General features: G+C 38.5%; 10 protein-coding genes. 2 read left to right on the forward strand and 8 right to left on the reverse strand.

Going from position 1 to position 14,907, the window contains the following annotated elements:
* The 8 genes from EGI24_RS20085 to EGI24_RS20120 all read right to left on the reverse strand — a co-directional run bounded on the left by EGI24_RS20085 (position 1) and on the right by EGI24_RS20120 (position 9,431).
* Positions 1–576, reverse strand: a complete 576-nt coding sequence (locus tag EGI24_RS20085) for an LUD domain-containing protein (protein ID WP_255050405.1) — start codon at positions 574–576, stop codon at positions 1–3.
* Entirely contained in the window at positions 573–2,000 is a 1,428-nt protein-coding gene (locus EGI24_RS20090) for a lactate utilization protein B (RefSeq protein WP_255050406.1), read from the reverse strand. Before EGI24_RS20090 ends, EGI24_RS20085 begins: the two co-directional genes overlap by 4 nt.
* A gap of 80 nt (positions 2,001–2,080) precedes the next feature.
* Positions 2,081–2,809 carry a (Fe-S)-binding protein gene (locus tag EGI24_RS20095; protein ID WP_255050407.1) on the reverse strand — a complete coding sequence of 243 codons (729 nt, stop codon included), beginning with the start codon at positions 2,807–2,809 and terminating at the stop codon, positions 2,081–2,083.
* 35 nt (positions 2,810–2,844) lie between these two features.
* Entirely contained in the window at positions 2,845–4,125 is a 1,281-nt protein-coding gene (locus EGI24_RS20100) for a sugar isomerase (protein ID WP_255050408.1), read from the reverse strand.
* Between the two features lie 73 nt (positions 4,126–4,198).
* Entirely contained in the window at positions 4,199–4,585 is a 387-nt protein-coding gene (locus EGI24_RS20105; RefSeq protein ID WP_255050409.1) for a GxxExxY protein, read from the reverse strand.
* A 155-nt stretch (positions 4,586–4,740) separates the two neighbouring features.
* Positions 4,741–6,852 (reverse strand): bifunctional aldolase/short-chain dehydrogenase, encoded by a 2,112-nt coding sequence (locus tag EGI24_RS20110; protein ID WP_255050410.1) that lies wholly within the window; start codon positions 6,850–6,852, stop codon positions 4,741–4,743.
* 85 nt (positions 6,853–6,937) lie between these two features.
* Positions 6,938–7,531, reverse strand: a complete 594-nt coding sequence (locus EGI24_RS20115; protein ID WP_255050411.1) for a gluconate 2-dehydrogenase subunit 3 family protein — start codon at positions 7,529–7,531, stop codon at positions 6,938–6,940.
* 178 nt (positions 7,532–7,709) lie between these two features.
* On the reverse strand, positions 7,710–9,431 hold the full coding sequence (locus tag EGI24_RS20120) for a GMC oxidoreductase (RefSeq protein ID WP_255050412.1): 1,722 nt from the start codon (positions 9,429–9,431) through the stop codon (positions 7,710–7,712).
* 308 nt (positions 9,432–9,739) lie between these two features.
* On the opposite strand from EGI24_RS20120, the gene EGI24_RS20125 reads away from it, so the two are divergent.
* Positions 9,740–12,331 (forward strand): carbohydrate-binding domain-containing protein, encoded by a 2,592-nt coding sequence (locus EGI24_RS20125; protein ID WP_255050413.1) that lies wholly within the window; start codon positions 9,740–9,742, stop codon positions 12,329–12,331.
* A gap of 253 nt (positions 12,332–12,584) precedes the next feature.
* On the forward strand, positions 12,585–14,837 hold the full coding sequence (locus tag EGI24_RS20130) for a TonB-dependent receptor (protein ID WP_255050415.1): 2,253 nt from the start codon (positions 12,585–12,587) through the stop codon (positions 14,835–14,837).
* Positions 14,838–14,907: the final 70 nt, after the last annotated feature.

Below are 14,907 nucleotides of genomic sequence, written 5' to 3' on the forward strand. Positions count from 1 at the left end.
TCACACCAAAAACACCACCAAGCCTCTAGCTCCATGAGCACCGAGAACCAAAGATTGTTCTATATCAGCTGTTTTGGATGGGCCAGCTAAAAACACACCAAAGCCATAGTCTATTGAGCCAATCTCCTCATAAGCTTGGTGCATGGTGGGTAGAATAGTGGATTTATCGATAATTACGGCCAAATATTGTGATATAAAGGGAGCTACTCGTTGTCCCATTTCTGATTCTGTCAGCCATATTGCTCCATTTTCCGCCACAGCAAACTGCCCTTTGATTATTAAAAACTCAGCGTCTCTGAGCGAATGTGGATCTGCTGTTTGCCAGTCTTTATTCTCCGAAAACTCAGGCAAAGTGGAGATTACTCTGGCATTGATAGGATAATTGGAGATAATGTATTTTTTAATTTCTTCAAAATCAGAAACTTGCAAAACCTTCCCTCCTATTCCTTCCAAAATTTCGGTGAATTTTTCGACCAAGTCATATTTCTCGCTACCCAAAACCGACAAATCAGGCAAAGGCAACAATTCTGGTTGATTCTGTTTTATTTTGGAAAGTATGTTTTCTCTACTGCTCATTTCCTATTCTTTTTGTACCAATCTCTAAAGCTTTCTTCCGGCGGCTCGGGCATTTCACGCTGTTTATACCATGGATTCATGCGGTTATTTACCAAAAATGGCAATTTATCCATCAACATTCTTCCTACTTTTCCTGAAAACTTAAAAATACCTGGATTCGACAAAACAACTGACATCCCTTTCATAGCCAAGGTTTTAGACGTTGGCGAATAACCCTCCTGCACCAAAACTTGTCGCCATTTGTATAATTGTTGATGGATATCGATCTTAACTGGACAAACATTGCTACAAGAACCGCACAAAGTACTTGCAAAAGGCAAATCTGCATTGGCTCGCATATCCAGATTTGGAGCCAAAATAGAGCCAATAGGCCCTGCAACAGCACTGTGATAGCTATGTCCACCACTTCTTCTATACACTGGGCAAGTGTTGAAACAAGCCGCACACCGAATGCATTTCAACGAATTTCTAAAATCTTCCCGCCCCAATTGCGTTGAACGACCATTGTCCACAATTACGATATGCATTTGTTGGCCATTACGAGGTTTCTTAAAATGGCTCGAATAAGTAGTTATAGGCTGTCCTGTAGCACTTCTAGCCAAAAGCCTCAAGAATACGCCGAGGTGTTTTTTCTGCGGAATGATTTTTTCAAAACCCATACTGGCTATATGAATATCAGCCAAATGTGCTCCCATATCGGCATTGCCTTCATTGGTACAAACCACAAATTCTCCAGTTTCTGCAACGGCAAAATTAACACCCGTTAGAGCAATTGGTCGGGTCAAAAACTTATCTCTCAGGTGCTGACGAGCAGCTTCTGTTAGATACTGAGGGTCTTTGTTTCCTTTTTCAGTGCCTAGATGTTTGTGAAACAATTCTCCGATTTCTTCTTTTTTCCAGTGAATACAAGGCATCACGATGTGTGAAGGTGGCTCTTCTGCCAACTGGACAATCCGTTCGCCTAAATCCGTATCGATTACTTCAATGCCTTTTTCTGCCAAAAACTCGTTCATGTGGCATTCTTCTGTTAGCATTGATTTGGATTTTACCATGCCTTTAAAAGTATCATCAGGAATCTCACCTCTGTAATAATCAGAAATGATTCCGAAAACTATCTCATTGTGTTCTTTGGCGTCTGCAGCCCAATGGATTTTTATACCATTATTTGATGCATTTTCTTCAAATTGCAACAAATAATCGTGCATGTTTGAGAGTACATTATTCTTTATTTGAGAAGCTGTTTCACGCAAAAGCTCCCAATCATCTATTTGAAAAGCTGCTTTGTCACGTTTTTGACGAACCATATACAGTGTTTGGTCATGCCAAGTGGTGCGATCAAAATCTTTGTTGAATATTTCTGCTCGTTCACTATGAGTGCCGAGATGTGAGTTGTGAGTTAAGGGTAACGAGTTACTTTTTGTCATAATTTTCTAATATTTATCAACCCTCAAATTCTTGCTTTTTTCAACAAAATTAAAATTTACCAAAACTATTTACTCAGAACTCAGCCCTCTAAACTCGGAACTATCATTGCTTGATTTAAAATTTCTGCAATATGCATTACTTGCATAGCATGCTTTTCTCTACGAATGATGCCATCTAAGTGCATTAAACAAGAGGTATCGCCACCAGTTAATATCTCTGTTCCATTTTTTAGATGATCTGCCAAACGGTCTTGTCCCATTCTTACCGAAACAGCTTCTTCGGCTACACAAAATGTACCTCCGAAACCACAGCATTCGTCTTTTCTGTCCAAAGTAACTAAATCCAAGCCTTTAAGGTTTTTAAGCAATTGCTCTGGTTTTGAAAAAAATGGGGCATTAAGTTCTGACATTTGACTTAAATGTAAACCTCGTTGACCATGGCAACTTTGATGCAAGCCAACTTTATGCTTGAACTCTCCTTCAAGGCTTTCAACTTTTAAAATATCTGTAATAAACTCAATCAATTCATATATTCTTCCTTTCAAAGGAATATGCTCTTTGACATGTAATGTACAACTCCCTGAAGGAGAAACTACATAATCATATTCATCAAAATTGTCCTGAAAAAGTTTGGTACAATCGCCGGTAATATGCTCATAGCCTGAGTTGGCCATAGGTTGTCCACAGCAGGTTTGATTTTGAGGAAAAACTACCTCACAGCCCATTTTTTCAAGTAATTGCAAAGTGGCAATACCTACTTTAGGGTAAAATTGATCGATATAACACGGTATGAATAGGGCTACTTTCATTTAAGTTTTTTTAAAAAACTCTAAAACACTTTTTTTCACAATCCAGTTGCAACAGTCTTTAAGCCACGCTCCCCAATTAAAACATTTCGAACTTTCAAGTCGCGGAAAATACCGATTGGTGAAATTGCTGCTCCAGCTCTCAACCTTGCCTCGGCTACAATTGGTCTCACATCGGTGCGATATGCTGCTTGAATAATTTCTTGGGCTTTCACAACGTCGTTACTTTCACGAGCCGCTTCTAAAGCATCGGCATCTACCAAAAGAGATTGGGAATAAGCTACCATAATAGCTTCAACCGACTGTAACAAATCTTCCAAAGGATCTTTGATATTATGCGATGCATCAATCATCCAACCAAATCCAGAGTTCAATTCAAAAGGGGAATTGTTTGGCTGAGTTCCTTGGGTCAATTCATTGAAAATCAAGAATAATTGATACGGATTAATACTACCAACAGTTAAGTCATCGTCGCCATATTTAGAATCATTGAAGTGGAAACCACCCAATTTCCCTTCCATCATCAGTAAACTCACAATTTGTTCGATGTTGGCATTTGGTAAATGGTGGCCTAAATCAACCAATGTAAAGGCCTTTTCGCCCAATTTTGATGCATACAAATGTGATTGTCCCCAATCACCCACAGTCATAGAATAAAAGTTCGGCTCAAAGGCTTTGTATTCTACAAACATCTTCCAATCTGCAGGAAGGGCAGCGTAAATTTCCTGTAAACTCTCTAATGTATTCTCAAAAGCCTTTCTAAAATTTAATTGGCCAGGAAAACAAGAACCATCTGATAACCAAACCGTTAGAGATTTAGAACCTAAATCTATGCCATGTTTTATAACTTCAATGTTATGGTCTATTGCTTGCTTACGTATGGCTTTGTTGACGTTTTGCAAAGAACCAAATTTGTAGGTCAAAGCTTGATCTGGCTGGTCTTGAAAGGTATTAGAATTGACTGCATCAAAAGCTAAGCCATGCTGAGCCGCAAGAGTTTGAATGTCTTTTGGAGAAGTTGGTATATCCCAAGGAATATGTAAGGAAATAGCTCCAGAAGTTTTATTTAACGTATGCAAAAGTCCAACATCTTCTATTTTTTCTTCCAGACTCCTTGGCTCTCCTCCTCCAGGAAAACGTCCGAAACGTGTTCCTCCAGTTCCTAATGCCCAAGAGGGAATGGCAACTTGAAAATCGATTAGTCTTTGAATTATGTTTTCAACACCTTCTGTTTCGTTTTTTGCGAAATCAAAAAGTGTTTTGTGTTTTGCCAATTGTTTGGCGTTATGGTCATCTATTATATTTTGAGAAATTATCATCTTCTGTTATTTTATTGAACACGGATTAACATGGATTTGACACGGATATTTTTCTGATTTAATTATTATGTTTCTAAACTGGTATGTATTTCAAATAATTATCGTAAACTTTTCTTTTGAATTCTGCCTTTTTCCCAAAATTGAATAGTAAACCAACTTCAATACTTGTTCCTCTTAAATAATTGAGCAATTGTGCTTCATTCTCTTCAAGTAAACATTCAGCTGCTTTTAATTCAATTATTACCAAATTTTCAACAATTAAATCTGCAAAATATTCACCAACTTTATATCCTCGAAACCAAACATCTATTTTTCTTTGAGCTTCTACTTCCAAACCTTCCTCTCTTAATGCCAAAAACATTGCATTTTGATAAACCTTTTCTAAAAAGCCGTACCCAAGTTCATTATAAACTTGATAATAAACTTTAATAATTCTTTTTGTCAAATCGTCATGTTTCATATTTAAATAAGTTTGGGTAGACTTTTCAAAATTGAAACCTGATTAACACAGTTTTGACACTAAAAGACTGATTAAAAATCCAAAAATCAGTGATAATTCTCTATGAAAATCCTAAAAACATCCGTGTCAAATCAGTTAAATCCGTGTTCCAATAATCACCTATAAAAGCCCATGGCTACACCACCATCCACATTAATAGCGTTTCCAGTCGATTTATTGAGTAAACCACCCACCAAAGCAAAACAAGCATTAGCAATATCATCTGGTAAAATAATTTCATTCAACAGTGTCCTTTTTGCATAATATGCTGGCAGTTCCTCCACAGTAATTCCATAGGCTTTGGCACGGCCTTCCGCCCAACCACCTGCCCAAATGTTTGAATCGGAGATAACAGCATCTGGATTTACAGTATTTACTCTGATCTTATCGGCCCCCAATTCAGCAGCCATCAATCTGGTCATATGAGCTTGTGCCGCCTTGGCCGATCCATAGCCGGGATTGTTTGGCCCAGCCACTACTGCATTTTTGGAAACTATATTTACGATATCTCCACCAATGCCTTGCTTACGCATGATTCCTACACCTGCTTGGGACACTATAAATTGACCTTTTACCAAAATATCATACAGTCTATCCCACTCTTCAAGACTATGTTCGGCTATTGATTTTGAAATACTAATTCCTGCGTTATTTACCACAATATCCACTCCTCCAAATCCCAACGCTGCATTTTCGAAAGCCTCAAAAGTAGAATCTTTGTCTGTCACATTTAACAAAGTCGACGCTACAGCATCCTTTCCAAATAATTTTATAAATTCCTCAGAAGCAGCACTTAGCCTTTCTTGGTTAATATCGTTCAAAATAACACAAGCTCCTTCTTCCGCAAATTTCTTTGCAATTGCTTTACCAATACCACCTGCACTACCAGTAATTAAGGCAATTCTACCTGAAAGAGCCTTTGGTTTTGGCATTCTTTGAAGTTTAGCTTCTTCCAACAACCAATATTCTATATCAAAAGCCTCCTGATGAGGTAATGCTGTATACGCTGAAACCGCCTCAGCACCTTTCATTACATTGATAGCGTTTGTATAGTATTCCGAAGCCAAACGAGCCATGGTTTTGTCCTTGGCAAATGTAAACATACCAACTCCTGGGTAAAGTATTACCACTGGATTAGGGTCACGCATGGCTGGCGAATTGGGATGTTTGCAGGCATCATAGTAGGCTTTGTAGCCAGTCCTATATTCTTCAAAAACTAGATCTAAATAGGCTTTATCTTCAATTTTAGCCGGATCTAAAACCAATGGGGCGATTTTAGTGCGTAAAAAGTGGTCGGGACAAGAAGTCCCTAATGGAGCCAATTTTGCCAAATCATTCGAATTTATAAATTCCAAAACTCGGCTATCATCAGTGAAATGGCCCACCATTTTACGCTCAGAAGAACAATATCCTCTTAGCGTTGGAGCTAAGGATGCTGCTTTAGCTTTTCTTTCTACATCTGCTAAACTTTCTATTTTTTGTCCTCCAAAAACTGGTCTAGTTTTACCAAAATTATCCTCTAAATATTGAGCACATTTTTCTATAACTTCCAAAGTGTTGATATAGCTAGAATATGCAGTATCTCCCCAAGTGAATAATCCATGAGAGCCCAACATTATACCTTTGAGTGTGATACCCTTTGCAGCCGCTTCGTTTAAGCATGCTCTTAGTTTTAAACCCAAATCAAAACCTGGCCTTTGCCAACCTACCCAACCAATTTCTCCATTAAATAATTCTTCGGTTATTTTTTTGCCATCTTTGGCTGCTGCAATAGCGATGGCAGCATCAGGATGTAAGTGATCAATATGTTTGAACGGCAAAAATCCGTGTAATGGTGTATCGATTGAAGGAGCTTTCGATGCCAAATCAAAAATACAGTGATTGAAAAGTTCTACCATTTCGTCTTCATGCTGAATTCCACGGTAAACATTTTCTAAATTTAAAAGTCTATCCATATAAAGAGCCGCACATCCAGATTTTTTCAAAGTTCCGATGTCTCCTCCTGAACCTTTGATCCACATTACCTCTGTATCTTGTCCAGTAAGCGGGTCTTTGTCTGTTATTTTAACGGAAGTGTTTCCTCCGCCATAATTGGTCAATCGCAAATCAGCACCAAGAAGATTAGAACGATATATGAATAACGCAACTTCGTCGCCAGCCATTGCCGCAGCTTTGGCGTCGTCCCATAAATAACTTGCGTGTTTGAAACTGTCTTTATTAAATGACATATTTAAATGTATTTTTTTTATAAAATCTAACACAAAAGAATGGTAAAGGTTTGTTTTAACTGTCCTTTACTGTACTGATAAAACGCTATTCTGTCCAAGAATTTTGACCTTTTAGCGGCATACATTCAATATATTCGCCAGGAACAGGATCATACACTAAAACATTCCTGCCAATTTCTTCTGATGTATAAAATCCAAATAATGTCAAGCCCTTGATTATCTTGAAAAAAGTAGGCTTAGGAGCGTCTTTTTCCAAATCAATACCCCACATACTAAGGCCTGAGCGTGGTTTTTCTTTATCCAACTTTTCCAAAAACTCTTTCTTCTGTTCGGCTTTTAACGAAATAAAATCGGTGTTATACTTGGATTTTACCTCGTCTTCAAAAGTCTTTAGTCCTTCAACTAAACTTTCCTGAGAGGCTTCATCCATCGTTTCTTTGACCATTTTGTCTATAAATTGTGGAACCGCCATCTCTTTCGCTCCAGGGGTTTTGGTTTTCGGAAGAATCGTTTCGGCGATCTCGGCAATCAATGCCGCTTGATTGTTTGTAAAAAAAACAGGTTTCCAATCTAGCTGGGCTTGTGTCTGGCAAGATACTAACATCTCTGACATTGAGATTCCTGTAAGGGTTAATCCAAGAGCGGCTGCTGTATTTTTTATATATTGTCTTCTGTTCATTTTTTTGTTTCTTTTGATTATTGAGACCTAAGGACTTGCGTCCTATCTATGCTCGAGACGCCATATATTGCGTCTTTACCTATAGTCTGCGTGCGTTGTATCTTCCAACCATGAGAGGCATTGCATTGCCGCCTCTTCGGCTTGAGACGCAAAGCATTGCATCTTTACTTATACAGACTCATAGGTTGTGCTTGTTGAGTTCATCTACTGCATAGTTTGCCGCACGAGCTGTTAAGGCCATGTAGGTAATCGAAGGATTTACACAGTTTGAGCTTGTCATGCACGCTCCGTCAGTTATAAAAACATTCTTCACATTATGCAATTGATTGTTTCCATTCAGTACCGACGTTTTTGGGTCTCTTCCCATTCTGGCAGTTCCCATCTCATGTACGCCTACGCCCATTCCGCCTGAATTGTCAAACGACCGAATATTTTTGAAACCTGATGCCTCTAACATTTCTACCGCATCCAACTTTATTTGCTTCCGCATTTCTAATTCATTTTTCTTAAACCCAGCATCAAAAACTATCTGAGGCATTCCCCATTTATCGGTTTTTGTAAAGTCTAAATGCATTTTATTTTCATGATAAGGTAAGACCTCTCCAAAACCCATCAATGACATATTCCAACCACCTGGTTTATAAAGTGAGTCTTTAAAATCGGCACCGATACCGACTTCGTCCTCTCCCCTTCCCCAATTGCTCCTACCGGAAGCCCCTTGATAATCGTAACCACGCAAGAAGTTTTTGTTCTGCGTTTGGGCATCTAGATTGACATATTTAGGGATAAAAATACCTACTGGCTTTCTGCCTTTGTAATAATCTTCTTCCATGCCGTCGTAATCACCCATGGCACCTACATGATAGTGGTGGTCCATGATGTTATGCCCCAATTCGCCCGAATCATTGCCCATGCCATTTGGAAAACGTTCTGATTTCGAATTCATCAAAATTTGAGCAGTTGACATGGCCGAAGCGTTTAAGAAAATGATTTTGGCCTTAAATGTATGCTCCTCCATGGTTTCTGCGTCTATTACGACTACCCCAGTGGCTTTTTGAGTTTGATTATCAAAAAGTACTTCTTTTACCACAGAATGGGGACGGATTACAAAATTACCTGTATTGTTGGCAGCAGGTAAAGTGGATGAATTGGCACTAAAATAAGCTCCAAAAGGACAACCTCTTGAGCAGCGATTTCTGTTTTGGCATTTTCCACGTCCTAACTTGAGTTGCTCCTCGGTAGGTTCGGTCAAATGTGCCACTCGACCAGAAGTGACATACCTGCCTTTAAATTTGTTTTGAATTTGTGCCTTGAAATGGTCTTCCAGACAATTTAACGGAAATGGTGGTTGAAATTCTCCATCAGGAAAATGACTCAAGCCCAATTTTTCGCCACTTATACCTACGAATTTTTCTACATAACTATACCAAGGAGCTATGTCTTTATATCTAATGGGCCAATCTATCGCTATGCCTTCACGGGCATTTGCCTCAAAATCATGTTCACTCCAGCGGTAAGTATGTTTTCCCCAAAGCAAACTTCTTCCGCCCGTTTGATGCCCCCGAATCCAGTCGAATGGTTGTGTTTCTTGATAAGGATTCTCTAAGTCATTGGTCCAGAAATGTTTGGTATCTTCACCTACAAAACCGCTTCTGATTTGAATATGGTGCTTCTTCCTATCTTCAGCTGAAAGTGCCCCTCTGTGCTCCTTGTCCCAAGGGTCTTGGTTCATGGTCGGATAATCTTCTAAATGATTAACCATTCGTCCTTTTTCTAATACTAGTGTCTTTAAGCCTTTTTCAGATAATTCTTTGGCCGCCCAGCTGCCGCTCATTCCTGAGCCTACCACTATGGCATCGTAGGTATTTGTTTTATTGAGTTTTGTATTCAGATTGGCCATGAAATATTTTTTGGTTGAACGACTGCGAAATTATGCTTTTGTTTATATAAAACCGACAAAAGCAGAAAAAAAATAAAGAATAAAACTGTGATTAAAGGCTTCAATATTGCATTCTGTTTATAATATTTTAGACAAAATATATTTTTAAATGTCAAATTGAAATTTAGAATAACAAACCAAAAAAATCAAACGTAATGTATTTTAAAGTTCACTAAATATAATTGCTCGATAGATTTTTCAATAAAAACTGAGTGGTCATAACTGACACATGAATAAGCTATCCAGAAAATATTAAAAAACATTTACCAATGAAATTCTCGAAAACACTCTTACTTTTTGCTTTGCTCGGAACCATTTCTTGTAATGAAAATTCATCAATAAATCCTACAGGAGCCATTATTACCACACTGAATTGTTCAAATACCACATTTTCTGCTGCCGCCACGAGCGGTGCTTCTTACACTGGCACCGCAACGGTGCCTTACTCTGGCGGAAACGGAATGACCTATGAAGCAGGCACACCTGTGGCTTCTTCTGGAGTTACAGGTCTTACTGCGGTTTTATCTGCCGGAACCCTTGCATCGGGGAGCGGCTCAGCTTCATTTATAATTACTGGCACACCATCATCATCTGGAAATGCGAGTTTTGAAATAATATTAGGTGGTCAAAGTTGTACTTTAACGCTACCAGTAGCTATTTCAAAATCTAGTATTTTAACTTTGGCTTGCGTTGCCGCACCTGCTAATGGCACAAGTGGAACTGCTTACACCGGAACTGTAACTATGACATACACTGGTGGAAATGGCGGCACTTATGACGTCTCCACAGCCTCTTCAATAGGTGTTGAGGGTTTAACCGCCACTGTAGCATCAGGTACTTTGACAAATGGGAATGGAAACTTGGTTTATACAATTTCAGGAACTCCCACTACGTCTGGCACAGCTATTTTTAATTTGAGCTTAGGAGGACAAACCTGCACAGTTTCGCTTTCAATAGCCGCAACAACTTCAGGAATTATAACGCCCGCCAAAGACACCGTCATGATAAACTACTCAGGAACAAGTGCCGCTATTAGTAACCCATACCAAAGCGATGGAGTGACGGTTACCTTAAGTGGAGCAGATGTAACCGTAAAATCGACCAATATTACCAAAGAAATAGTTTATCTTTTGATTGGAAATACCACTAAAGGCAGTATTAAAATCTACAGCGAATACCGTTACAATATTACCATGAAAGGAGTCAATATTAGCAATAGTTCTGGGCCAGCTATCAATATTCAATCAAGTAAAAAAGGTACTATCAATATAGTTTCAGGAACCACGAACACGTTAGTGGATGGATCAACATATGTCACTAGTACGGAAGACCAAAAAGGAACATTTTTTAGTGAAGGCCAACTAAGTTTTGTAGGATCAGGTACTTTGAATGTAACTGGTAACAACAAACACGCTATTGCAGCGGACGATTATATAGCCATAAGTGAGGCAAACATTGTTGTGAAATCAGCAGTAAAAGATGGAATTCATGCAAATGACTACTTTTTGATGGACAATGGTAGTGTAGATATTAAATCTTCAGGTGATGGAATTGTGGCTGAGGAAGGTTATGTAACTTTGAATGGCGGAAACGTAACAATAAACTGCGTAGATGATGGCATTTCAGCACCTTATGAGGGCACAGATGCAACCATCACACCATATGTATTAATAAAAGGTGGAAAAATTACTGTAAATACAAGTGGCGAAAAAGGAAACGCCATTAAGAGCCAAAGCTATACCAACATAACAACTGGCGATGCGGTAACATTAAATGTTACTGGCAAGGGAGCCAAAGGAATTAAAACGGGTGGTGATTTCACACTTTCCGCTGGTACAGTAAAAATAACAACTACTGGTGCAGCCTATTATAACACCACCGATGCTGATATTGCAACTCCAGCAGGTATTAATTGTGATAAAAATTTATCAATAAAAGGAGGAACGATTACTGTGACTAGTACAGGGGTGGGTGCTAAAGGAATAACAGTTGATGGCACGGCAACTATAAGTGGTGGAACCACCAACATTGCAGCATCAGGATCTAAATTTACATACAGTAGTTCACTTACCAGCGAAGCCAAAGGCTTCAAAAGTGACGGGGCATTCGTAATGAACAATGGCGACTTAAACATCTCAGCCACAGATGATGGCCTTAAGTCAGGTACTTCTATAACAGTAAATAATGGAAATATCAATATCACAAAATCTTATGAAGGCATGGAGTCCATTTTTATTAACATAAACGGTGGAGTGACTAACCTTACGGCCACTAATGACGGCATAAATACCTCTTATGGTACAGTTTCGGGTGGGACCGAACAAAACGATAACAGTAGTTTAACAGTTAATGGAGGCGTATTGATAGTTACAGGCTCGGATGGAGTAGATGTAAACGGCAACTTCTTCATAAAAGGTGGAACTACTATAGTAAGTGGAAACGAAGGAATAGACATAAACGGTAACTTCATTATTAGTGGAGGAGTAATAATAGCCTCCGGTCCCAACTCCAATATGACCAAATCGATGAGCACCTCTTCTACACAAGTAAGTATGTTTATTAAATCAAGTGCTTCATTAGCTGCTGCTTCACTCATTCATATTGAAGATGCCGCTGGAAAAGACTTGGTAACCTATAAACCGAAAAGTGCAGCCGCAATTTTTCATTTTTCAAGTCCAAGCTTGTCCAAAAATACGGCCTATAAAATATATTATGGCGGTACCTATACTGGTGGAAGTTTTACAGGAAATTCTTCTGGCTGGGGATTATACGCTGGGGGTACGTATTCAAGCTCAGGAGCAACTTTGAAGTCATCACCAACTACTTCGAGTTCAGCTGCTGTGAATGCATTAACTTTTTAATTCTTAGCATTATTTACAAATAAGCATAAGTATTAATCATATTGATTTTAACAAAAAGACTCTTCAAGCTAGCCTAAAGAGTCTTTTCTGCTTTAATTTTTGGAGCAGTATTCGGTTACTTTTTAGAGAGCAATAAAAAGTATGTGCGGATAGACTGATTCAAGTATTAGAAAATTTTTTCTAAGTATTTCCTTGAGAAACTTTATTCTCAAAAGTACTTAATATCTTTCTTTGCAAATAGATTCATCAAACAATGAAATTATTCAAAACACTACTATTTTTCTTCATCACAAGCTCTACTTTTGCTCACCTCGGAAGCATCGTTGGAAAAGTAACCGATGCTCAAACAAAACTACCCATAAGAGGAGCGAATATTAGTCTCGTTGGGCAAAATCGTGGTGTAATTACTGATGAATCTGGTTTTTTTCAAATCAATAATCTTTCTTCAGCTCACTATAAAGTTGAAGTTTCTTTTATGGGTTACATTACTCAAAATCAGATGATTATTGTTAAAGAAGATGAAGCAAGTAACATATCTTTTTCCTTGAAAATTGCTGAGTTTTCGCTCGAAGAAGTAAAAGTTTCGGCCGCAAATCCACAACATCAACAGCTCATTTCGAGTTTGGATATTAAACTCCGAACCATCAATAATTCGCAAGAAGTTTTAAGAATTGTTCCAGGTTTAGTTATTGGTCAGCACGCTGGCGGTGGTAAAGCCGAACAGATTTTCTTACGTGGTTTCGACATCGACCACGGCACCGATATTAATTTAACTGCCGATGGCGTGCCAATCAATATGGTTTCGCATGCACACGGACAAGGTTATGCCGACGCTCATTTTATTATCCCCGAATTGATTGATGGCGTAGATTTTAAAAAGGGCCTTTACGATGCCGAAAAAGGAAATTTTAGCACCGCAGGTTGGGCAAATTTTCGCACAAAAAAAGTTTTAGAACAAAATTTTGCCAAAGTAGAAGTAGGCCAATTTAATACTTACCGTCTGGTAGGTGCTGCTAATATTTTAGGTCAGAAAGTCCAAGAAAAAAACCAAAACGCCTATTTAGCAGGTGAATACAATTATTCGGATGCATATTTTGATGCTCCGCAAGCGTTCAATCGCCTAAATTTAATGGGGAAATATCACGGGCATATTACCAAAAATACAAGTTTAACATTCACCGCATCTACATTTTGGAGTAAATGGAATGCGTCAGGACAAATTCCCGACCGTGCCGTTGAGGCTGGTTTGATAGGTTTTTACGGAGCAATCGACCCAAATGAAGGCGGAACAACCAGCCGAACAAACGCCAATGCTGAATTTCTGACTTTAACCAAAAGAAACCACGTTTGGAAAAACCAAGTTTTTTACTCGAACTATAATTTTGAACTGTTTTCAAACTTTACTTTTTTCTTGGAAGACCCCATCAATGGCGACCAAATTAAGCAAAAAGAAGGCAGAAATTTATGGGGATATAACTCGAATTATTCGATTGCTCACGGTTTAGGCTCAAAACAAGCAACTTTAAATATTGGCGTAAATTACAGACATGATTTAACCAAAGATTCGGAACTTTCACGCACAAGAGATAAAACAACACTACTTGAAAGTATCAAATTGGGCGATGTAAACGAAGCAAACGTAGGTGCGTATATTGATGAAACAATTCAGCTAAGCCCAAGATTGTCGCTCACGGCGGGGCTTCGATTCGACTATTTCAAAAATCAACACCTTGATAAATTACAAAATAATACAATTTTTAAAGCCAATGCTTCCATCGTTTCGCCTAAGTTAAATTTATATTATACCAAGAATAAAAACTTGCAATTTTATCTAAATCTCGGCAAAAGTTTTCATTCAAATGATACCCGTGCAGTTGTCGAGCAAAACGGTTTGGAGATTTTACCGGCCGCTTATGGCTCAGATTTAGGTACAATTTGGAAACCTTTTCCAAAGATGATTATCAACGCCGCTTATTGGTATTTGTGGCTCAATCAAGAGTTTGTGTATGTAGGCGATGCTGGAGTAGTTGAACCTTCTGGACAATCAAAAAGAACAGGTTTTGATGTGTCTATGCGTTATCAGCTATCAAAAAACTTGTTTTTTGATGCAGATGTAAATTATGCAAAACCAAGAGTCATCGGCGAAACTGAAGGCCAAAACTTAATTCCTCTTGCTGTAACATGGACAAGTATTGGGGGCTTAACGCTTAAAAATGACAAAGGTATCAGCGGAAGTTTACGATATCGTTACGTAGGAGATAGACCAGCCAACGAAGACAATAGCATCGTCGCCAAAGGCTATTTCGTAAGTGATGCTTTATTGAATTATTCCAAGAATCGTTACTCAATTGGACTTTCCGTGCAAAATATCTTTAATACAAAATGGAAAGAAACCCAATTTGCTACCGAAAGCCGTTTGCAGAATGAACTAAATTCAGTCGAAGAAATTCATTTCACGCCAGGAACGCCATTCAATGCTAAATTGAGTTTTTGTGTGAGTTTTTGAATTTCGAATGAATAAAAAAAGACTCTTCAGGCTATCTTAAAGAGTCTTTTCTACTTTCACTGAGATATTA

This window comes from Lacihabitans sp. CS3-21, from assembly GCF_024343675.1.
In the GTDB taxonomy this organism is placed as follows: Bacteria; Bacteroidota; Bacteroidia; order Cytophagales; family Spirosomataceae; genus Leadbetterella.

Bases quoted from the DNA above. Each gene is read 5' to 3' on its own strand.
- EGI24_RS20110 (WP_255050410.1), bottom strand. From the start codon at position 6,852: ATGTCATTTAATAAAGACAGTTTCAAACACGCAAGTTATTTATGGGAC.
- EGI24_RS20100 (WP_255050408.1), bottom strand. From the start codon at position 4,125: ATGATAATTTCTCAAAATATAATAGATGACCATAACGCCAAACAATTG.
- EGI24_RS20095 (WP_255050407.1), bottom strand. From the start codon at position 2,809: ATGAAAGTAGCCCTATTCATACCGTGTTATATCGATCAATTTTACCCT.
- EGI24_RS20125 (WP_255050413.1), top strand. From the start codon at position 9,740: ATGAAATTCTCGAAAACACTCTTACTTTTTGCTTTGCTCGGAACCATT.
- EGI24_RS20105 (WP_255050409.1), bottom strand. From the start codon at position 4,585: ATGAAACATGACGATTTGACAAAAAGAATTATTAAAGTTTATTATCAA.
- EGI24_RS20130 (WP_255050415.1), top strand. From the start codon at position 12,585: ATGAAATTATTCAAAACACTACTATTTTTCTTCATCACAAGCTCTACT.
- EGI24_RS20115 (WP_255050411.1), bottom strand. From the start codon at position 7,531: ATGAACAGAAGACAATATATAAAAAATACAGCAGCCGCTCTTGGATTA.
- EGI24_RS20090 (WP_255050406.1), bottom strand. From the start codon at position 2,000: ATGACAAAAAGTAACTCGTTACCCTTAACTCACAACTCACATCTCGGC.
- EGI24_RS20120 (WP_255050412.1), bottom strand. From the start codon at position 9,431: ATGGCCAATCTGAATACAAAACTCAATAAAACAAATACCTACGATGCC.
- EGI24_RS20085 (WP_255050405.1), bottom strand. From the start codon at position 576: ATGAGCAGTAGAGAAAACATACTTTCCAAAATAAAACAGAATCAACCA.